This window comes from Deltaproteobacteria bacterium IMCC39524 (assembly GCA_029667085.1).
GTDB lineage: Bacteria > Desulfobacterota > Desulfuromonadia > Desulfuromonadales > BM103 > M0040.
Genome location: JARUHJ010000002.1, coordinates 139,915 through 159,381 on the forward strand (window position 1 = coordinate 139,915; position 19,467 = coordinate 159,381).

The window sequence follows — 19,467 nt, forward strand, 5'->3', positions numbered from 1 at the left end:
ACGAGGTTCTTATTATCCCTCCTACATTGTTTTGAGGGTTTGAAATTGGTTGAAATGCGAAATTCTTACTAACCCTGCAATTCAGTAAAATCTTCCGATCCTAGATAAACTTTCATGACCACTCCCACAGCAGCGGATGGGCAAAGACAGCTATTAAAGGGAGGCTATCATGGGCATGAGAGTAGGTTATGCAAGGGTTAGTACCGTTGGCCAGAAACTGGAAGTTCAAATGGACCACTTGTCAGATTGTGAACGCATCTTTCGAGAGAAAGCCTCGGCCAGTTCGACCAAAAATCGTCCTGAACTAAAAAATGCTCTCGACTTTGTTAGGGAGGAAGATGTTTTCGTGGTCACAAAGCTTGATCGCCTTGCTCGATCCGTAGTTGATTTATCAATAATTGTTCAGCGACTTGAAGAGAAGAATGTGGATCTCGTTGTCATGGACCAGGGGATCGACACCACAACCATCTACGGCAAACTTCAATTCAACATTCTCGCAGCTATTGGTGAATTTGAGCGAGGATTGATCAGGGAACGCTCACTGGAGGGCCGAGAGAAAGCCAAAGCTCGCGGTGTTGTCTTCGGGGCGAAACCAAAACTTACACCTCAAGAGATAGTCGAACTTGTAAATGATTACGAAACGCCAGGGTGTAGTAAACGTGAGATTGCCGAACATTATGGCATCAGCACATCCTCTGTATATCGACTATATTATGAGAACAGACAGGCATTGTCTGCATGAACACAAAAGGCCACCCGACGATGATCCGGTGGCCTTGATTCTGTGGATTAAAGAGCTTACTGAATACCTCGATCAATAATAACCCGATTTTCGTCTTATAAGTCGTGATTTACAAAAACATTCATCGTGGGTGCTTGAGTCCGGATTGATCCCCGAACCAGCCGGTGCAGGTACTGGAATGAAATAATGTTACTCAAGTAGACTAGAAAGAAGGTCAATCCCCGACGGGATTTCTTCAATGGGGATTCCACCGAAACCGATCAGCAGCTTGTTGTGCTCTTTTTTGCCATCTACATAAAAATCTGAAAACGACAGCAACCTGCATTCCCGTTGCTTCGCTTGACTGATAAATTCAGTCTCATCCTTAATCCTATCCGCTAACTCCAAGACAATATGAAGTCCAGCGCCTTGGCCGATTACCGTTACCTTATCTCCGAAACTTTGCTCAATCGCTCGAAGCGTTAAGTCGTGTTTCTTTTTGTAAAATATGCGGACACGTCTCAAATGCTGCTCCCAATGTCCCTGCTCCATGAAAGAAATCATCGCCCGTTGAGTTAGGAGAGGAACAGGAGAAAGATAATTTTTAAACTTCTTCTTGTAGGTATCTGCCAACCGAGCAGGAAGAACCATGTAGCATAAGCGTAACGCCGGAGAGAAAACCTTTGAGAAGCTCCCCAGATAGATAATGTTCCCTTGAGGATTCAACCCTTGGAGAGACGAAATTGGTCTTCCTATATATCGGAGCTCACTGTCGTAATCATCCTCTATAATAAACTTTTCACCCATATCGGCCCAGGAGATGAGCTTTAATCTATCAGCGACAGGCATGACGTAACCGAGCGGCATCTGGTGTGAAGGCGTTATATAAACAACCGTGCTCTCGCTTGATTTCAGTATATTTGGATTGAGGGTGGAAGAACCTATATCTATTGGATTGATTCTGAAACCGAGATTTCTGAATACATCTTGCGGTAGATGGTAGCCGGGATTTTCAGTAGCGATGGAACTGTGGTCATCCCGAATTAACTGGGCAACTATCTCCAGGTTCTGTTGCAATCCTGAACTAATAACTATTTGATCCGGGCTACAGTGAACACCGCGAGAACGCTCCAGATAAAATTGAATGTTGCAACGTAACCCCCATTCGCCTTGAGGTTCGCTGTACTCAGAAAAACTACCTGCTTCCGTGCGAACGGCGTCAATGAGACATCTTCTCCAGTGAGTTGTAGGAAAAACTTCAGGGTCGAGGCGAGCCGGATGGAAATCAAATCGATAACGCTCTGCCAACTTTGGGTGAAGATCCTGCTTCGGATAAGACACAGTTGTCGCAGTCGCTAGCTCCAGTTCAATGTCTGAGACAAAGTAACCACTCCGCGACTTGCTGTAGATGTACCCCTCCGCACACAGTTCTTGGAAAGCCCCTTCAATTGTATTGCGGCTTGCTGACAACTCTTCCGCTAAGTCCCGAATTGAAGGAAGCTTAGTATGCGCTGGCAACTTTCCTGACAATATTTTTTCTTGAATTTGAAGGAAAAGTTGCTGGTAGAGCGGAGTGGAATCTGTATTGTTTAAATTAAACATGATCTGATTACGGGCAATCTGTCCTCATAGTTTTTTTGTGAATTGTACCTTTTGATGGGGACAGCAATCAAGTACCCTTACACCATCTTTAATAACAAACTATTTAGTAAAGGAGAACCCATTATGATTTCTGAAAAACTACTCGAAATTCTCAAAAAGGACGGAATTGTTTCGATTGCAACGCAGGGTAAAGATGGCCTTCACATGGTCAATACCTGGAACAGTTATGTCCAAATATCACCGGAAGGGCGTTTTCTGATCCCAGCCGGATATATGCATAAGACAGAAGAAAACATCAAGCATAACCATGAAGTTGCCATCACTACAGCAAGTAGTAAGGTTAAGGGACTGCACGGAGCGGGCGCAGGTTTTTTGATTAAGGGGAAGGCCGAATTTGTAACTTCCGGGCCAGATTATAACATCTTGAAGGAGAAGTTTAGCTGGCTAAGGGCAACGCTCGCTGTCACAATTGATTCCGCCACCCAAACCTGGTAACCCTTACTCAAAAAGAGAATTTTCACTGAAGGAGTATAAAAATGGATGTTACTGAAAAGGTTCTCGAAGTTATGCGTTCTGAAGGACAGCCTCTCAATGCAGGCAAGATCACAGAACTTAGCGGACTTGACCGCAAAGCAGTCGACAAAGCAATGGCACAACTAAAAAAAGAAGATAAAATCGTCTCGCCTAAACGTTGCTACTGGACTCCAGCTTAAACCACATTTTCCTTCATATGAGAAAAGGCCCACCGTTAACTAGTGGCCTTTTCGTTTGAATTAAAGTGTCTCTAAAAGGAGCAAGAGGGCGTTGGTTTGAATCTAGCCTATCGGTTACTATTTATACTCTCACCTTGTTTTGACTAGCAGTGATACACAGAAATGCATAATTGCTGCTTAAGCTTCATTCCAGTAATGGCCACACCAAAATAATGCACTTGCCCTAATGCTATATGGCTAATATTCAGCCAAGTTCTAGTTAAATAGCTAGAACTTATAATAAGAACAAATCCTCTTTACCCTGTAAGAGGTTAATTAATAGAGGCAAAGCCCTGTTGGCCTGCTTGTTGCTAATCTATTAAAGAAGAAACTCCGATAAAGGCAAAGTCAGGGTAACCTGATGACGCAAAGCCACGGGTCCTAATTGAGGATAGCCGAGTTACCAGGAGGCCAATAATGAGAAAACAGTAAAAGCCATCCGCATTTATTAAAGTGGGTGGCTTTCTGTTTTGGTCGGCATGCTAATTCTAAAGGGGGAATCATGCGTAAGTACAGTTTCTAAATACTATTGACGTTTGTTTCTTTTTTCTGTTGTGCTTTTAGTGAGGAAAACTACAACCATAAATTTAAGACAGAATATCAAACATCTGCAGGAATCGTAATTTTTGACCATGAAGTCCATTCCATGGATCGCCTGAATGATTGCCATGCATGCCATAGCGCATTGAAAGCTTTTGGTGGTTCTATGACTAAACTGTTGGCGCATAGTTATTGTCAAAATTGTCATGAATCCTCAAAAGGGCCAACCGAATGCAACGGTTGCCACCATCAAAAAAAGATAGCAAGTAAATAGCTTGGTGTTTAAATCGGACGAAATATGCTAACTTTTACTCCAAAGGATTCGGGAGCTGGGGGAGCGGCTCGAATCCAGTTACCCTCCTTACTATTAATCCTCTCGTATTGATTTGGGTTGCTCAGATTGGCAGAAATGAGAAATTCTTACTGCCCCTGCAATCCAATAAAAAGGCCACCCATTCCCAGGTGGCCATTATTCATTATATAAGTCGTGACATATAAGAACAAAATCAGGTATCGACGACCTTGCTAGACAGCCCCCCTTGACGCCAGAACTACCAAGGTAGATAATTACAGTTGTAAGGTCTCGATAAAACCAAACTTGCTGAAAAGCAGGGACGGAAAGCGGCGGATCTCACTTCTTAAACACTTCCAGATGGCCGAGCTACCGAAGGACAAATTCTAACGGTGCGCTCGGTTTTATTTTTGATGCGGGCGCAAAGGAAAGGACTCTGCCATGAAAAATCTTGCCAAGGTATTGCTCTTCAGTATTCTCATCTCTTTGTTTGCCTTAACAACCCCTACAGCAGTTATTGCAGGAGGCTATGGGACAGCTAATGTTTATCTAGAGGATAAAGGCTCAATTGATATTATGGGAAACGACGGCATTGAGTTTGCCTACTCACCGATGACGGTCAGTAGCGGTCTTGCATCTGCTTCTTCCAAGAATACTAATAGCGAAGTTATTGAGTTTGATTACTCACCTAGAAAGAGCAGCAGCATTGGTTCTGTACTCTCGATGAAGAAAGACAGTGAAGACATCGAGTTCGACTACTCACCGAGGCCGGTGAAATGCGGGACCTCATATTGCTAAACAGGGAACATAGGGGCTAGAGGCAGACGTCTTATAAGAAGGCCACCAAGGATCGTCCCCTGGTGGACATAGTTTTGTGTATTAAACAGCTTCCTGAATGTCTCTATCAATAAGAAGCCGTTTTTCATCTCAGAAGTCGTGACTTTTAACAACTAGGTTGCATTCTATACTTTTTTGGTTATATTTTGGGGGTGTTTTTGTTTTCGTAGAGCTCTCTGGCCACTAAGTGAAATTGGTGGCTCCTGAAAATTTTAGTAGAGAGGTAAGTTTTATGCATTTCATTGTTATGTGTGGGGTTTTCGCTTCGTTTTTAATCTCTACACAAACTATTGCCGCGCCCTTGCCAAACTCTGGAAGTCTGTATCGCCAAATCAAAGACGATTCTTTGCGCGACATTGGCAAAGGTAAAAAGCAACCTGAAACAGAGATCTCAGTTCCAGACCAAATAACCTATGATGATACGCATCAACTGCACGTCAATGGTTTTAAGATTGTTGGCAACACGCGTCTGAGTAAAAATGAACTTCATCATGTAATGCAACCCTTTACAAATCGCCTGCTTAACACATCGGCGCTACATGAAGCGGCCAACACCTTGATGAGATATTATCGAAATCAAGGCTATTTTGCCGCTAAAGTCTACATCCCACCGCACAGTATTCACGAAGGAATCGTCATTTTACATGTCTACGAAGGCTATCTGGAAGATGATGGTATAGAACTGGAGAATAGTGGTGATCGCGTCAAAGACGATATCATCACAAAACTTTTAACGAGCACCCTAAAGCCGGGAATTATCATAAAAGAGGATTATGAACGTGCCATTCTTTTAGCTAACGACCTCCCTGGCATTACTGCAAGGGGGGTCCTGTACCCAGGGCGTGAGGTTGGTGCTGCAGGATTTTTATTGCAAACTCATGATGAAGATGTCTTTCAGGGCAACTTAGACTATGACAACTTCGGTGATTATTACACTGGCGAGAACCGTTTTGGGACAACACTGTATTTCAACAGCCCAACTAAAAACGGTGAGGAGTTGGTTTTCAGGTTTGTGACTACTGGCGAATACTCTAATTTTGGTTATGTTGATCTAGCTGTTCCCGTTTCAGATAATGATATGCGTATCGGCGCATCTTTTGACTATTATAAGTATAAACTTGATCATGAATTTCGCGATGTAGGCGCTGAGGGTGATGCTTTTAGTGCTCGGGTTTATGTAAAATATCCCTTTGTGCGTACGCGACATAACAACGTTCATGGTGAAGCGAGTTATATCTATACCAGGATGACCGATGAGTCAGATGCAGGAGAGTTAGCAGATCGCGTAGTGCATACAGGAGTATTCGGTCTTCACGGAGATCATGATGATGATTTTGTCTCAAATGGAGTCACCTATTTTGATTCTTCTCTAACGGTTGGCTATCTCGACTTAGATGGCAATGATGGTTATGAAAATTTCGATGACATGACGGCTGAAACAGCCGGGAGTTTTGCTAAATTAAACGTTTCATTATCAAGGCTACAGCATCTCTATGGAAATCTTTCGTCCAATATTTCTGTTTCAGGCCAAATTGCAAACAAAAACCTAGACACCTCGCAAAAATTCTATCTTGGGGGCCCTTATAGTGTGGGTGGATATCCAACGGGTCAGGCAGGTGGAGATGATGGAGCGCTGTTAAATGCAGATCTGAGGTATGATTTTTATGATCTCCCCTGGAAAGGGAATCTCCAACTCAGCGCCTTCTATGCATATGGCTGGACTAAACTTCACAAGGACCCCTGGGATGGCTGGGAAGGGAATAACGATTTCATAAAGAATGATATTGTACTTCAATCTGTTGGACTTACTTTGACTCAAACATGGAGCGACACTATGGTGATCCGTGCAATGTTGGGGCGACAAATTGGTAATAATGACACGAAATGGCCAGATACTGGTGAAGCCAGAGATCGTTCGGATAGTGACTATCGTTTCTGGATAAATACGATTTTTTATTTTTAGGAGCTTGCCATGAGAAAAGTTGCGCCTTTGGCACTATTGCTGTTCTTATTGATGAACAGCATGCTCTTCGCAGGACTTTGTACGACGGGGAGACACACCGGTAACCCACACTGCCAGAGTCACACCTCAGACAGCGGAAGGGCCCCCAGCGGGACCACGACAGGGATTGGATCTACCGGAGTAACACCAGACACTTCAACAACCAACCCACACACTGGAACAATTACTCCAGATCATCACAATGCTTACCTTGTTCCGCCTCAACCGATACCAACGCCAACAGCAACACCAACGCCGGTGCCGCATCAAGTGCCTCAACCAACACCTGGGAAAATACCGCAGTTGGTTCCATCGCAGGTTGTAACGGGTACGTACGCTAAAGGGCCTTCAGGCTATGCTCCTGTTCCACCTCAACCGATACCGACGCCAACGGCAACACCAACGCCGGTGCCGCATCAAGTGCCTCAACCAACTCCTGGGAAAATACCGCAGTTGGTTCCATCGCAGGTTGTAACGGGTACGTATGCTAAAGGGCCTTCAGGCTATGCTCCTGTTCCACCTCAACCGATACCGACGCCAACGGCAACACCAACGCCGGTGCCGCATCAAGTGCCCCATCCAACTCCTGGGGCAATACCGCAGTTGGTTCCATCGCAGATTGTAACGGGTACGTATGCTAAAGGGCCTTCAGGCTATGCTCCTGTTCCACCTCAACCGATACCGACGCCAACAGCAACATCAACGCCGTTACCGCATCAAGTGCCCCATCCAACTCCTGGGGTAACACCGCAGTTGGTTCCATCGCAGGTTGTAACAGGCATAGTTAGCCCTGGAGCAACCTCACAAGCGTTATTGCCTAAAACACAACCAACGCACTACATCGGAGTCGTGAGCAAAGGCACTCAAATGCCTGTAACCTCTGGAAGGCACATCGTTCAAACGAGTTATGGGTTCAATGTAATCGAGCCTGGCATTCAAAATAAGCAAGTAGCCGTATATCGAAGTAATGATGCAAGAGAAATGCTCTACAAAGACACCATCAAAATGGACAATACAGGTTTTTTACTTATAGACTTGGGCATACGTGATCCGGACTATATTAAATAAGCTCTTTGAGTTTTTCATTTTGAGAACCTGAATAGTTTTCAGTTCGCTCAGATCTCACATCTGAGAAGAACGTCATCTTTCCAACTGGTAAGTTAGCCTAATTATCTTGATTTTTAAGCATCATTTTGACGAAGAGGAGATTGATGATGAGTCATGATTACTATAATTCCTCCTGCATTGCTGTAAGTCACGCAGTTTGACCGAAAAAAATATTCTCACGAACCCTGTCCTACGAGCAAGGGCACCAAGGGTCAAATCCTGATGGCCATCATTTGTTGTATTAAAGAGCTCCATGAGTACCCCTCAATCGGGGAAAAAGCCATGGCCGTGAATGGGGCGCGGGGTTGAATCTTGAGTATCTCTGGTAAGGGTCACAGCAAAAAAGCCGGGCCAAAGCCGACAGTCCCGGCCGGTCGAAAAGTCCCGGTCGTGAGGAAGATCTTGAAATTCAAGATTTTCCTGGCAAGCCTGGTTCTGCTTGTGTTGGGATTCACGAGCCTGTTCCTTGAAAGCACCTTCTACCAGTATCTGGACAAAGACGGCGTTTTGCATGAGAGTTTTTTTCTGCCCCTTGGATGTCTGAGCCTGATCGCTGGTGGATTTGGTCTGCTTATTATGGGGATTAAACTCATCTGGACTTATTTCCAGAGGAACAACAACGGCTCACCCTAGAGCGACAAGATCCGACTCGCCAGGTCTGTCACTGAAATGATTTAAAATATGAAATTTCTTGTCATCATAATGTGCCTTCTCATGCCCCTGCAGGCACATGCTGCATGTGCGGTCCTTCTTCACGGTCTTGCTCGTTCCGACAGCTCAATGGAAAAGCTGGCAGAGTCTCTAAGGCAGGAGAACTTCCAGACCGTAAATGTTGACTACCCTTCTCGAGATTACCCTATTGAGATCCTGTCTGAAGCAACGATAGCTCCGGCTCTGGAGCAGTGCTCCGACGATAAAGGGATCAATTTTGTCACGCATTCGCTGGGCGGCATCTTGGTTCGACACTATCTGAGCAATCACGAGATTCCAAACCTTGAACGTGTTGTCATGCTCGGGCCGCCCAACCAGGGCAGTGAAGTCGTGGATAAATTGAAAAGTTTCCCAGGGTTTCATTTCATAAATGGGGATGCCGGGATGCAGCTCGGCACAGGAGAGCTGAGTATTCCAAACCAACTCGGCAAAGCTGAGTTTGATGTTGGTATTGTTGCCGGTACGAAAAGCATAAACTGGATTTTGTCATGGATCATACCGAGCACTGACGACGGCAAGGTTTCTGTCGAAAGGACCAAGCTGGAGGGGATGAATGACCATATTGAAATGAAAGTCACTCACCCGTTTATGATGAAGAATGATGACGTGATCGCTCAAGTTGTCCATTATTTGAAGAACGGGACATTCAAACGCCAGTAAGCAGAGCATAAGCAGAAAACGCCTTGGATCGGCCCGGTGACACAATTGTCTCTGAGAGTTTATCGTGTAAGCTAGTTGATAAACACTTAACTTTTCCCAGTGGTGATTTCGATGACAACAAGGCCCTCCAGGCTGTTTTCATATTTCATTTCAATGCTGCTGCCAATTTCCCTCTACGCTGGTTGCAGTGCGCCCCCGCAGTTTGTTCTGATGGAGACCCCTGCGATCTACCATGAGGCTGCGGTTGATCCCTTTGCCCATCTTGATGAAACGCAGCATGAGACGGCCCTGTCCGTGTTCTATGTGACCAACCGGAAGCCGCAACAAATCGAGACAGGAGGGCTCCCCTACGGCAACGATAAGGGGCAAAGACTCCATCTGGGTCATTCTGTGCTGCGCTTTGGAGATGAGAACTTTAGCTGGTCAGACCTGTATCTCGCCTCGACTTCAAAGCAACGGGAGTCTCCCGTTCACATCACTCTGGAGAGCTTTGAAGAACTAGCGACCTTGCCGGAAAGTTTCCAGGCCAAAGACAATGTACCTCTCTCTGCGGAACAGAAAAAGTTTGCCACAGAGATCAATGCGCAACTGGCCGCAGCGGAAGATAAGGAAATTATGGTCTACGTGCACGGCACAAAGGTCGACTTTCTGAATTCTGTGGCCATGACGGCGGAAATCGACCATTTCACCGGGCGGGATTTTGTTGGCGTTGCATTCTCCTGGCCGTCCCATCAGAACATCCTTTACTACCTGTTCGGGGTCGACGTGACTCGCGCCCGGGATTCCAGCCAGGCCCTGCGCGCGCTGCTGGAGTTTCTCGCCGAGCATACGACAGCAAAACATATCAACCTGCTCTCCTATAGCGCCGGAGCTCGCGTCGCTTCAAAAGCCCTGCATGAGTTACGTACTTCATACAACTCTCTCGACCAGGATGCGGTTAAACAGAAGTTTCGCCTTGGCTCTGTAATCTTTGCGGCCGCCGATGTTCCCTTGCACACCTTCCAGGAACGACTCCCATCAGTCAGTGCTCTTGCTAAGCAGGTCGTCGTCACAGTCTCCGATCATGACCCGGCCTTGCTGGCCGCGGAAAAATATATGGATGGCGGGGTTCGCATCGGCGAAGAATCGGCATTGACGGAAGAACTAGCCGTGGTTGAGTCTTTGGGGGTCGAAAACTTCGAGGTGATTGACCTGTCGCTCAACCAGGAAGGGAGAGGCTTTGATATTATCGGTCATCACTACTGGTATCGTCACCCCTGGGCCAGCAGTGACATCGTCCTGTTACTGCGGACCAACCTGCCATCCCATCTCCGCGGTTTAAGTTCCGCCGAACTGGAAGGTGTTTTTTTCATGTCACCAGAGTACCCCAACGAAGTACGCGAAGCGACCAGGCAAGAGCTCGGCAGTCGATGGTTTGGCGGCGAGAAAGAAAAATAAACGACTGTTTTTGCAGCCGCACGGCAGAGTCAATGAACATGAATACCCGAATCTTCCTAATGACAGTCACATTTGTTTTATCCGCAACCAGCCTGATTCTTGCCTCACCGTCCTTCGACTGCAGCAAAGCCGCCGGCGAAGTGGAACAACTGATCTGTCGCGACCAACCGTTGGCTAAGCTGGATCAAAACCTGGCCGAGGTTTACGAGTCCGCAATGAAACGCCTGCCGACGGATGAGCATGCCAAGACACGAGCGATGCAGCGAGGCTGGATCAAGGGTCGAAACGATTGCTGGAAGGCCGAGGACGTAAGGGGCTGTGTTGAAGTTAGCTACCAGACACGTATCGTCGAATTGCAGATTACAGGTGGTCTGCTGATGTCTCCCAATTACACGACCCTGATCTGCAACCAGCAACAGAGCATACCGTTCACGACCGTATTTTATAACCAGACGATTCCGCCCAGTGCTGTCCTGACCTGGGGCAATGATCAGGTCATCGCCTTTATTCAACACAGCGGCAGCGGCGCACGCTATGCCGCACCGGGCGTTGAATTCTGGTCACATCAGGGTGAGGCCACGGTTGACTGGTTCGGCACCCGGCTACTCTGTCTCCCTCACGGTGGCGCAACCACAGCCTTGCCCGGGGAGACCCTCTCTTTAAAAGCTTTGCGTAACGCCAATTACCGCGGCTTTGAAGGTCTTGCCGCCGAGATAACCCTGCAAAATGGCCGCTGGGAAGGCGAGCCGTATGTCGCTGGAGGCGCCACTCTGCCCCAGGCACAGATGGTTGAGGATCTTTACCTCAGCGGAGATCTCGATTTGGATGGCAGCCCAGAAACAGCGGTCCTGATCAATTATGCCCCCGGCGGCACCGGAGATTTTTTATACCTGGCCATCATGAAGAAGTACGAGGACATGCCGAATAACCTGGCAACATTGTCCGTTGGAGACCGGGTCCGGATTCGTGACTTTTATCTCAAGGGTAACCGCATCCATATTGACCTGATTCAGGCCGGCCCCGATGATGGAATGTGCTGCCCTGGTGATGCGCTGACGCGAATCTGGACCTTTGACGGGCAGCGTCTGGAAGAGCAACCTCTTGAGCGGGCGGCTGAACGTCTGTCTCCCGAGCTTTTGCAAGGCCAGCTTTGGCGCCTGACGCGTTGGCGTAATGAGGAACCGGTTGCTTCCGCTATCAACATAACCTTGAGCTACAAAGGCGGTCGATTGATCGGTTCTTCCGGCTGCAATAATTATTTTGCCAATGTCGCCAGCGGTGAGAGGCCCGGCGACATCACGGTTACAGCTGTGGGTTCCACCCGCAGGGCCTGCGCAGACCCGGTGCTTTCTGCAGCAGAGCAACGATTTCTTGAACTTCTCTCACGAGTGGGACACTTTTCCTGGGCTGCAGGCAAGCTGACCATCAGTTACGGGCAGGGTGAGGATTGGGGTGTCATGTTCTTCGCAGGCGCATCTGATATGAACATGCAATAAGCGGCTGTGTTCATGCTCTCCCGGGGTCTGGTGTCTTAAGCTAGATAACTCTCGATATCCACCTCGTCAATCTGGTCGGGGGCAAGATATTCCTGTGCATATTCCAGATAGATGCCACTCCTTAAAAACAGATCAAACAGATCACCATCGATGTGCTGGTCTTTTTTAAAGAAACTCATGACGCGGATTGCATCGCTCAGTTTCTTGGGCTTTTTATAGGGCCGGTCCGATGCAGTCAGGGCTTCAAAAATATCGGCGACAGCCATCATCCTGGCTGGCAGAGACATCTCCTCTTTGCTTAATTTCTTCGGATAGCCCTGACCAAGCATTGTCTCGTGATGGCTTCCTGCGATCGCCGGAACCTCCTTGAGATGTTTCGGATAGGGGAGCTTTTCCAGCATCATGATTGTCTGCACGACATGATCGCCAATCTTGTAACGCTCTTCGGGAGTCAGCGTTCCCCGTTCGACCTTGAGATTGTATAGCTCTCCCTGGTTATAACGGTACTCGGGGACCTTCATCTTGAATCCCCAGGGATTGTCCTCGGGCATCTTTTCGTTTTCCGTGCGTTCGATCAGATGGTCAATTCTGTCGGCAAGCAGGTATTCCTCAACCGGGAGCGGCGCTCGTGGCAACCTGTCCTTGCGCTTCTCCTCCTCCCAGGAGATACCCACACGGTCGTCAAGTGTCCGCGTCCAGGTCCTCTTGGCGATTTGCTCCAGGCGCTCAACCTGTTCTGGGGTGACCATCTCGTCGCCGAGATTGCAACCCGCGACAAAGGTGAACTCTTCATCAAGCTGACTAAGTTCCTGGTCCAGTTCTTCCCGCAAGGACTTCCTGTCAGCGCCGTCAGCGACCTGTTCCCAGTACTTGATCTGCATATCTCTTTTCAGGACTTCAAAACGGGTTCGCACTTCGTGAATGCGGTCGTAGATCGTTTCAAGCTTGGTTGCCTTGTCGACAACGTACTCGGGCGTGGTCACCTTACCGCAGTCATGCAGCCAGCCGGCGAGGTGCAGAGCCTCCCAGCCATCTTCATCAAGCTGGAAGTCCTTGAAAAAGCCCTTGTCATGGCAGGCAGCCTTTGCCAGCATCTTGACCAGAACGGGAACCCGCTGGCAGTGGCCACCCGTATAAGGTGACTTTGCGTCTATCGCTCCGGCAAGCAGGAGTATAAATGAGTCGAGCAAGCGCTTCTGCATCTCCAACAAATGTCTGCTTTCCAGTGAAACCGAGGCAAAGCCGGAGAAGGTGCGCACAAAATCCATGCGACCAACGGCCGCTTCACTTTTCAGACTCTCATCCGTCGCTTTGTTCAGCTGGCAGAGCAGACCAATCACCTCGTTCTTACGGTTGCAGAGAGGAAAAGCGGTGACCGCCAGCGTCTCAACATCAAGGACTTTAAAAAGGACGCTCAAGTCGCCATGGTCGATCTTGCGAAGATTCCATTGACTGACATTGCCTTGCCTGGCGGCTTCCGCCAGGGGCTGCTCGCCATCAACAGCGTATGACGGCAGGCCTGTGAGGTCCGCTTTTCCCTTTCCCTGGTCATAAAAGGCGACGGGTGTCAATGCATTGGTGGCGTCATCAACCAGCCAGGTCAAGACGCCATCGGCTTCACTGACATGCAATGTTTCTTCGGTAATTTGTTCGAGCATGGCTTGAAAATTCTGCTCGCTGGCCAGCGATTTAATCAAGGCAAGAAACCTGCTGATGGTACTTTTCATCATCTCCATCGAACGAGCCAGTTCGTCGACCTCCTTGATCTTCGACCGCAGAGGCAGCGGCCTGTTGAAATCAAATCGACTGATCAGGACGGCTTCTTCAGCGAGCTTGTTTAAAGCCTGTGAAATCATCCTGGCGACAACTGAGACCAGTGGAATAGAAACGAGTAAAATTGCGAGGGTAATAAGAAGGGAGATTTTAACCCTCCTGTTGACATCGGCTAACAGCTCATCACGCGGGGAGAGCATCACCAAGGTCAGGTCTTTTCCCTCGACACCACTGACATTGAACGTGCGAACAGAGCCATGCCAGTCTCTGCCTTCGTCTGAGAAGCTCAGTGGCCCCGGTTGCAGCAGCTTGTTGGTATTTACGAAAGTAAAAACACGACTGCCCAATTCATCAAGTTTGGCAATTTTGAACTGTTCATCGTCTTGAATGATAATGTTTTTTTCAGGCTGGTTATAACCCAGCACGTAGCCATCGGCGCTCAGCAGAGCGATCTCGGAGCCTGGCGTAGGCAGGTATTCTGCCAGGGTCGCAGAAAGTTGCTGTAAGGTGACATCTGCGGCAATAACCGTCTTTTTGCCGGCGGGGGCATAGAAAACGGTTGTGCCAATTTCTTTGAGAAAATAAAACAGGTAGGGCGCTACAGCGGCGACGCGATCTGTTTTGACGGCCTGAAGGTACCAAGGCCTCAGTCTGGGGTCATACTCCGTGACTTCGGGAGCTTTACGCCATAATTGCGCCATTGACTCATCAAAAAAAAGTCTTTCCAGAAATCTTTGCCCGGTTGCAGAATCCGTCGTAATGTTATCAACCGTAAATGCCGTGTTGTCCGGCGCATCAAAAAGGCTGCGGAGCCGACGGGATGGTGTTGGGCGGACAATGAAATAGTCACCATTTTCATAGCCGACCTGCAGCCCGGCGACCTCCGCGCGGTTGCTCATAGCCGTAGTCATCAAAGGCAACTGCTGCAATCTCTCGTCAAGGGTTAGCGCATCCATGATAGGCGTCATGGAAAGCAAGCTGACCGTATCGAACACAGGTTTGTAGGTGTGTTGAAAATCTTTGGCAAGAGAAACCAGGGTGTGGTCATACTCCTGCTCAACTTCGCTCAAAATTATTTTTTTTGTATCGCTGTAGTTGTGCCAGGCAAGAATCCCTCCAATAAAGATTATGACGGCAATAAAAAGCGCATTGATGGTCAGGTAGAAGGTCGGGCGGTAATTTTTATCCTGTGTCATTTAAGCCCCCTGGTGAAAAATATTCATTTAATCTTATGATTTTTAGAATATCAGGTTATTGCGCCCGGTCTAGCGATCCTCTTGCCAAACCGGCTGCGCCCAGAGGAAATTATGGGAAGAGCGGGTCGTTATGGACTTTCTCATCCTCTTTAGGTTATCTTGCTTAAATATTACTAAAAGGGTGTTTAATGGCAAGTGGGAGAACGTTTGCCGAGACTCAAATGGGCGCCCTGAGCTTTTTTTCTGTGATAGCCACTACCAAGCTGAGGTTGTTATGAATATCTCTCAGATGAAAGACGTTTTGGCCGAAATCCTGACCAAAACGAATTTGACCCCTTGCGTTGTTGGTCATCGCGGGGTCGGCAAGAGTGCCGGTATTACCCAAGTCTGCCGTGAAATAGGTCGTGATTATGTTGCCTTGCGTCTTGGCCAGATGGAGGTCGGCGACCTGGTTGGCATCCCCTACCGCGAAGAAAAAGTCATGCACTGGTCGCAACCATCGTGGTGGCCAGTCTCTGGCGCCCCCGCAACCATTGTGCATTGTGATGAGCTGAATCGTGCCCAGCAGGAAGACACCCTGCAAGCGATCTTCCAGTTTGTGGAACCTCCTGTTAAAGGTGAGCAGCGTCGCTTGCACACTCACGTACTGGATCAAAAGCATAAGGTCGTGGTGTCCATCAATCCGCCGGACGGCACCTACCAGGTAGCGACTCTGGATCGAGCCCTGCTTGATCGCATGGTGATGATTTACGTTGAAACCGATTACAACTGTTGGGCCCGCTACGCTAAAGAACAGCAGTTCGATGAAGCGGTCCAGCAATTCCTCTCAGCCTACCCGAATCTTCTGGCAAAGCCCGGTGCGGCCATCGATATGCAGATGGAACCAACCGAACGAGCCTGGGAGATGGTCAGCACGCTGCGCCGATGCTGTCGTTTCCCGGCAGATTTGGAGATGGAGATTTATGCGGGAATTGTGGGTCAGGAAGCCGCGGTGAGCTTTTTGCGTTGGTCCCGTGAGCAGAAGGAACGTCCGGTAACCGCCCGGCAGGTTCTTGATAGCTGGAGTGACGTCGAAGTCCAGGTGAAGCAACAACGTGATGACCTGCAGGCGGTCACACTCAATGATCTGGTGACGACTCTCGAAGTTGACGCGGGGCTGACCCTGGGCCAGGAACAGAACCTGGTCGCTTACATCGATGCGCTACCGCGTGATTTGAAGTTTGGTCTGGTCAAGGCGTTGCTGAAAAATCCCCAAGTGGCCGAGATCCTCTGCAAAGACGATTACGATGCCGTGATCCTTGAAACCATTGAATGCATCAGCTGCGAGGCGTCTTAGGAAAACGGTGCGTGGGGCGCGGTCCGTGGCTCGTGGAAAATCTTTAAATCTTATGGAACGGCATGAAATCAGGTGCCGTGTGCAATTATGGTTCATGAGTGATGAGCGCTGAACTGATCAGTTTTCCGGACAGGCAACCCCTCCCAGACAGCCCTCCTCGGGTTCTCGAAAATGCTGTTGTCCGTCTGCTTAAGCAGAAACCTTTTTACGGTCATCTCCTTCTGGGGTTTCGGCGACGAGTTGTGCAAGATCAATGTGGCCTGGGCGTGACTATCAGTCATGGCACCCCCATCCTCTCCGTTGATCCCGAAACCCTTGCTGCTTACTCTGCCGACGAACAGGTGGCCCTGCTTGAACATGGCATCAAGCATCTGTTGCACCTGCACCCGGTTCGTGGTCGCGGTGTCCATCGCCTGACCTGGGATGTGGCTACGGATCTGGCAATCAATCCTTCCATCGCCAATATGCCTGAGGCCGCTCCGAGGCCTGAGAGATTCAAGCTGGAGACAGGCCTCGCTGCAGAAGAGTACGCTCGCTTGCTGACCAGGCCCTTTGATATAGGTAACCTGGAAGGGGAAGGTCTTGGCAATGCCAGCCTGGAAGCCTTCGGTCAAGATGATGAGAGTGGCCAATCAGATGCGGACCAGAGTTCTTCGACGCCCGTCGATGATCACAGCTTATGGAACGAGGCCGACAGCACTCCCGAGCGTCTTGCCGAACAGGTGGTTCGCGATCTGGTGCGTGAGGCTCATCGCAAGGCTCATGGCGAAGTCCCCGAAGACATCACTGGCCTGATTGAGGGCTGGTTGGCGCCACCGGAAATTCCGTGGCAGCAGATCTTGCGTCAGTTTATCGGCACGGCCGGTCGTATCGGTCGACAGAGCAGCTGGCAGCGTCAGCATCGGCGTTTCCAACACAACACGCCGGGGGTTCGCAAACGCCGGCAATTGAAGCTGTTGGTTGCTATTGATGTCAGCGAATCGACCGATGAGGGGCCTCTGCGAGAGACTTTCGCCAGGGAACTCCTGCAGATTGCACGGGGGCGTGACAGTCACATCACGGTTCTCTATGCCCATAGCCGAATCCGCCGTATCGATCAGTTCCGCAGCATCCAGATGACCGCAGAAGTTTTCCACGGTGGTGGTTTTACCGACCTGCGCCCGGTTTTTGATTATGCGAAAGAGATGCATCCATTGCCGGCGGCTGTGATCTACCTGACAGACGGCTATGGCCCAGCGCCCGAGGAGATGGAATTTCCAACCTTGTGGGTGTTGACACCTGATGGGCAGAAGCCGGTTTCGTGGGGGGTGGAGTTAAGACTCAGTTCTGAGCGTTAACGGGACGCGATACTGAGAACGTGAAACTTGGGGGCGGTGTCTCTTTGATGGTTAACCACGAAGAGCGCGAAGTTCACGAAGGGATTTAGCTTCGTGGGCTTCGTGACCTCTGTGGTTAAAATGTGAGGATGCAAAAATGAATCAGCCAAAACCGATGACCGAGGAATCGATCAAAGAACTTTTAGAGAGCGCCGGCGCCAGGGTGATGTCGCGTGGTGGACGCACAGACAGCTACAGTGCCCCGCGTGAATTTTCCTTCGAGGCCAAGGGGGCTTTTGCAAATGGCCTGATGCTGCATGTTGTTGCCCGCCAGTATGATTACCGCGATCCCTGGGAAGCGACCGGGCGAATCAATGAGATGGTTGATGTGACTCTGCTGCGGGATGGGACTTATTCAGAATTGCCGAAAGGTTATGACTGGTTTCAGGGCAAAGACGAGGAAACAGGTGTTGACGAAGAGGGGCTGAAAAAGATTGTTGCTTGCGTCAAAGATCTCAACCCGAAGCTGTTCACGTTGCAGAAACTCACAGGGGATCTTTAAAAGACCAACGCAAAGACGCAAAGGGTCATTGTTCTTGCTTTTTGAAGTGGTTTTCTTTGCGGGCTTTCTCTACCCCTTCGCGCCTTCGCCTAAAGCGCCTAATTTTGGTGCGTTAAATGTCATTGGTTTATAGGGTCGTTATTTTATAGTCAACATCCCCGGATGATCCCCGACAACCCGACCAATATGGATCGCATTACAGCCAGCCGCCTCAAGTTGAACCTTAAGCTGCGATAACTTGTCTTCCGCTACACAGATCATCAGGCCGCCAGAGGTCTGCGGATCGGCGAGAATGTCCACGATCACAGGAGCGACCCGTTCACGATTGACCACGCTTGGCATATAATGCTCTCGATTACGATAACTGCCGACCGGCACCAGGCCGATTTCAGCAAGATCTATAACTTGGGGATAAACGTGCAAAGCAGAGGCTTCGATTTCGAGGCCGACCTGGCTGGCGTCTGCCAACTCCTGAGCGTGACCGAGTAAGCCGAAGCCGGTAATGTCGGTGCAGGCATTTACACCCACCTTGAGCATGACTTCCGAAGCCGCGCGGTTCAAGGTCTCCATGCCTTGAATGGCCTCTTTCATCTGCTCTTCCTTGATGACCTCGCCTTTTAATGCTGTTGCCAGAATACCGACTCCGAGAGGTTTGGTCAGCACTAGAACGTCTCCAGCTTTTGCTCCGGCCGTGGTAATCAGGTTCTTCGGATCAACCAGGCCGGTTACGGCCAGCCCGAATTTCGGCTCGTCATCCTCAACAGTGTGGCCGCCGACAACAATCGCTCCGGCTTCGTGCACCTTCTCTGCTCCCCCTTTAAGGATTTCGACCAGGACGTCCTCTTCAAGGCAGGCCGGGAAACCGACCAGGTTCAGCACCGTGAGAGGCTTTCCGCCCATGGCATAGATGTCGGAGAGGGCATTGGCCGCAGCAATGCGCCCAAAAATGCGCGGATCGTCGACGATCGGGGTGAAGAAGTCGACCGATTGCACCAGGGCACAGTCCGGCGCGATTTGATAAACACCTGCATCCGCAAAGGGAATCGACGCGGTGAGGAAGTTCTTGTCTTCAACCGTTGGTAGCTGGCGCAGCACCTGCGCCAATGGCCCGGGGGCCATCTTGGCGG

19 protein-coding genes and 2 riboswitches are annotated in these 19,467 nt (G+C 49.3%); of the genes, 11 read left to right on the forward strand and 8 right to left on the reverse strand.

What is annotated here, in order from left to right; translation table 11 throughout:
- Positions 1-169 precede the first annotated feature (169 nt).
- Positions 170-742, forward strand: coding sequence for a recombinase family protein (locus P9J64_06290; protein ID MDG5467934.1), 573 nt, complete (start codon positions 170-172; stop codon positions 740-742).
- A 189-nt stretch (positions 743-931) separates the two neighbouring features.
- On the opposite strand, the gene P9J64_06295 is transcribed toward P9J64_06290, so the two are convergent.
- Entirely contained in the window at positions 932-2,323 is a 1,392-nt protein-coding gene (locus P9J64_06295) for a PLP-dependent aminotransferase family protein (GenBank protein ID MDG5467935.1), read from the reverse strand.
- A 123-nt stretch (positions 2,324-2,446) separates the two neighbouring features.
- Between P9J64_06295 and P9J64_06300 the strand changes: the two genes are divergently transcribed.
- The 4 genes from P9J64_06300 (at position 2,447) to P9J64_06315 (ending at position 6,707) form a co-directional block, all read left to right on the forward strand.
- Positions 2,447-2,818, forward strand: coding sequence for a pyridoxamine 5'-phosphate oxidase family protein (locus P9J64_06300; protein ID MDG5467936.1), 372 nt, complete (start codon positions 2,447-2,449; stop codon positions 2,816-2,818).
- Between the two features lie 41 nt (positions 2,819-2,859).
- Positions 2,860-3,036 (forward strand): MarR family transcriptional regulator, encoded by a 177-nt coding sequence (locus tag P9J64_06305; protein MDG5467937.1) that lies wholly within the window; start codon positions 2,860-2,862, stop codon positions 3,034-3,036.
- A gap of 370 nt (positions 3,037-3,406) precedes the next feature.
- A riboswitch (cyclic di-GMP riboswitch) is annotated at positions 3,407-3,483 on the forward strand.
- Positions 3,484-4,196: 713 nt separating this feature from the next.
- A riboswitch (cyclic di-GMP riboswitch) is annotated at positions 4,197-4,284 on the forward strand.
- A 64-nt stretch (positions 4,285-4,348) separates the two neighbouring features.
- The gene (locus P9J64_06310; GenBank protein MDG5467938.1) at positions 4,349-4,705 is read left to right on the forward strand and encodes a hypothetical protein; all 357 of its coding nucleotides are present in this window, start codon (positions 4,349-4,351) and stop codon (positions 4,703-4,705) included.
- A gap of 271 nt (positions 4,706-4,976) precedes the next feature.
- Positions 4,977-6,707, forward strand: coding sequence for a ShlB/FhaC/HecB family hemolysin secretion/activation protein (locus P9J64_06315; protein MDG5467939.1), 1,731 nt, complete (start codon positions 4,977-4,979; stop codon positions 6,705-6,707).
- Positions 6,708-6,930: 223 nt separating this feature from the next.
- On the opposite strand, the gene P9J64_06320 is transcribed toward P9J64_06315, so the two are convergent.
- The 5 genes from P9J64_06320 to P9J64_06340 all read right to left on the reverse strand — a co-directional run bounded on the left by P9J64_06320 (position 6,931) and on the right by P9J64_06340 (position 8,366).
- On the reverse strand, positions 6,931-7,059 hold the full coding sequence (locus tag P9J64_06320) for a hypothetical protein (protein MDG5467940.1): 129 nt from the start codon (positions 7,057-7,059) through the stop codon (positions 6,931-6,933).
- A gap of 24 nt (positions 7,060-7,083) precedes the next feature.
- Positions 7,084-7,209: a hypothetical protein gene (locus tag P9J64_06325; GenBank protein ID MDG5467941.1), complete on the reverse strand. Its 126-nt coding sequence runs from the start codon at positions 7,207-7,209 to the stop codon at positions 7,084-7,086.
- A gap of 24 nt (positions 7,210-7,233) precedes the next feature.
- Positions 7,234-7,359: a hypothetical protein gene (locus P9J64_06330; protein ID MDG5467942.1), complete on the reverse strand. Its 126-nt coding sequence runs from the start codon at positions 7,357-7,359 to the stop codon at positions 7,234-7,236.
- Between the two features lie 24 nt (positions 7,360-7,383).
- Positions 7,384-7,509, reverse strand: coding sequence for a hypothetical protein (locus P9J64_06335; protein ID MDG5467943.1), 126 nt, complete (start codon positions 7,507-7,509; stop codon positions 7,384-7,386).
- A 608-nt stretch (positions 7,510-8,117) separates the two neighbouring features.
- Complete coding sequence (locus P9J64_06340) at positions 8,118-8,366, reverse strand: hypothetical protein (protein ID MDG5467944.1); 249 nt, start codon at positions 8,364-8,366, stop codon at positions 8,118-8,120.
- Between the two features lie 168 nt (positions 8,367-8,534).
- Between P9J64_06340 and P9J64_06345 the strand changes: the two genes are divergently transcribed.
- The 3 genes from P9J64_06345 (at position 8,535) to P9J64_06355 (ending at position 12,157) form a co-directional block, all read left to right on the forward strand.
- Positions 8,535-9,224, forward strand: a complete 690-nt coding sequence (locus tag P9J64_06345; GenBank protein ID MDG5467945.1) for an alpha/beta hydrolase — start codon at positions 8,535-8,537, stop codon at positions 9,222-9,224.
- Between the two features lie 153 nt (positions 9,225-9,377).
- Complete coding sequence (locus P9J64_06350) at positions 9,378-10,661, forward strand: alpha/beta hydrolase (GenBank protein MDG5467946.1); 1,284 nt, start codon at positions 9,378-9,380, stop codon at positions 10,659-10,661.
- Positions 10,662-10,720: 59 nt separating this feature from the next.
- The gene (locus P9J64_06355; protein MDG5467947.1) at positions 10,721-12,157 is read left to right on the forward strand and encodes an META domain-containing protein; all 1,437 of its coding nucleotides are present in this window, start codon (positions 10,721-10,723) and stop codon (positions 12,155-12,157) included.
- Between the two features lie 35 nt (positions 12,158-12,192).
- On the opposite strand, the gene P9J64_06360 is transcribed toward P9J64_06355, so the two are convergent.
- Positions 12,193-15,126: an HD domain-containing phosphohydrolase gene (locus P9J64_06360; GenBank protein ID MDG5467948.1), complete on the reverse strand. Its 2,934-nt coding sequence runs from the start codon at positions 15,124-15,126 to the stop codon at positions 12,193-12,195.
- 274 nt (positions 15,127-15,400) lie between these two features.
- On the opposite strand from P9J64_06360, the gene P9J64_06365 reads away from it, so the two are divergent.
- The 3 genes from P9J64_06365 to P9J64_06375 all read left to right on the forward strand — a co-directional run bounded on the left by P9J64_06365 (position 15,401) and on the right by P9J64_06375 (position 18,340).
- Positions 15,401-16,462 (forward strand): hypothetical protein, encoded by a 1,062-nt coding sequence (locus P9J64_06365; protein MDG5467949.1) that lies wholly within the window; start codon positions 15,401-15,403, stop codon positions 16,460-16,462.
- 101 nt (positions 16,463-16,563) lie between these two features.
- Positions 16,564-17,799, forward strand: a complete 1,236-nt coding sequence (locus P9J64_06370; protein MDG5467950.1) for a VWA-like domain-containing protein — start codon at positions 16,564-16,566, stop codon at positions 17,797-17,799.
- A 136-nt stretch (positions 17,800-17,935) separates the two neighbouring features.
- Positions 17,936-18,340, forward strand: a complete 405-nt coding sequence (locus P9J64_06375; protein ID MDG5467951.1) for a hypothetical protein — start codon at positions 17,936-17,938, stop codon at positions 18,338-18,340.
- 138 nt (positions 18,341-18,478) lie between these two features.
- Here the strand turns inward: P9J64_06375 and selD are convergent, their stop codons facing one another.
- Positions 18,479-19,459 carry a selenide, water dikinase SelD gene (gene selD / locus P9J64_06380; protein MDG5467952.1) on the reverse strand — a complete coding sequence of 327 codons (981 nt, stop codon included), beginning with the start codon at positions 19,457-19,459 and terminating at the stop codon, positions 18,479-18,481.
- Positions 19,460-19,467 lie beyond the last annotated feature (8 nt).

Bases quoted from the DNA above. Each gene is read 5' to 3' on its own strand.
- selD (MDG5467952.1), bottom strand. From the start codon at position 19,459: ATGGCCCCCGGGCCATTGGCGCAGGTGCTGCGCCAGCTACCAACGGTT.
- P9J64_06300 (MDG5467936.1), top strand. From the start codon at position 2,447: ATGATTTCTGAAAAACTACTCGAAATTCTCAAAAAGGACGGAATTGTT.
- P9J64_06365 (MDG5467949.1), top strand. From the start codon at position 15,401: ATGAATATCTCTCAGATGAAAGACGTTTTGGCCGAAATCCTGACCAAA.
- P9J64_06310 (MDG5467938.1), top strand. From the start codon at position 4,349: ATGAAAAATCTTGCCAAGGTATTGCTCTTCAGTATTCTCATCTCTTTG.
- P9J64_06375 (MDG5467951.1), top strand. From the start codon at position 17,936: ATGAATCAGCCAAAACCGATGACCGAGGAATCGATCAAAGAACTTTTA.
- P9J64_06340 (MDG5467944.1), bottom strand. From the start codon at position 8,366: ATGCAAAACGCCGTCTTTGTCCAGATACTGGTAGAAGGTGCTTTCAAG.
- P9J64_06320 (MDG5467940.1), bottom strand. From the start codon at position 7,059: ATGGAACCAACTGCGGTATTTTCCCAGGTGTTGGTTGAGGCACTTGAT.
- P9J64_06325 (MDG5467941.1), bottom strand. From the start codon at position 7,209: ATGGAACCAACTGCGGTATTTTCCCAGGAGTTGGTTGAGGCACTTGAT.
- P9J64_06305 (MDG5467937.1), top strand. From the start codon at position 2,860: ATGGATGTTACTGAAAAGGTTCTCGAAGTTATGCGTTCTGAAGGACAG.
- P9J64_06370 (MDG5467950.1), top strand. From the start codon at position 16,564: ATGAGCGCTGAACTGATCAGTTTTCCGGACAGGCAACCCCTCCCAGAC.
- P9J64_06350 (MDG5467946.1), top strand. From the start codon at position 9,378: ATGCTGCTGCCAATTTCCCTCTACGCTGGTTGCAGTGCGCCCCCGCAG.
- P9J64_06355 (MDG5467947.1), top strand. From the start codon at position 10,721: ATGACAGTCACATTTGTTTTATCCGCAACCAGCCTGATTCTTGCCTCA.
- P9J64_06290 (MDG5467934.1), top strand. From the start codon at position 170: ATGGGCATGAGAGTAGGTTATGCAAGGGTTAGTACCGTTGGCCAGAAA.
- P9J64_06295 (MDG5467935.1), bottom strand. From the start codon at position 2,323: ATGTTTAATTTAAACAATACAGATTCCACTCCGCTCTACCAGCAACTT.
- P9J64_06330 (MDG5467942.1), bottom strand. From the start codon at position 7,359: ATGGAACCAACTGCGGTATTGCCCCAGGAGTTGGATGGGGCACTTGAT.
- P9J64_06315 (MDG5467939.1), top strand. From the start codon at position 4,977: ATGCATTTCATTGTTATGTGTGGGGTTTTCGCTTCGTTTTTAATCTCT.
- P9J64_06360 (MDG5467948.1), bottom strand. From the start codon at position 15,126: ATGACACAGGATAAAAATTACCGCCCGACCTTCTACCTGACCATCAAT.
- P9J64_06335 (MDG5467943.1), bottom strand. From the start codon at position 7,509: ATGGAACCAACTGCGGTGTTACCCCAGGAGTTGGATGGGGCACTTGAT.
- P9J64_06345 (MDG5467945.1), top strand. From the start codon at position 8,535: ATGAAATTTCTTGTCATCATAATGTGCCTTCTCATGCCCCTGCAGGCA.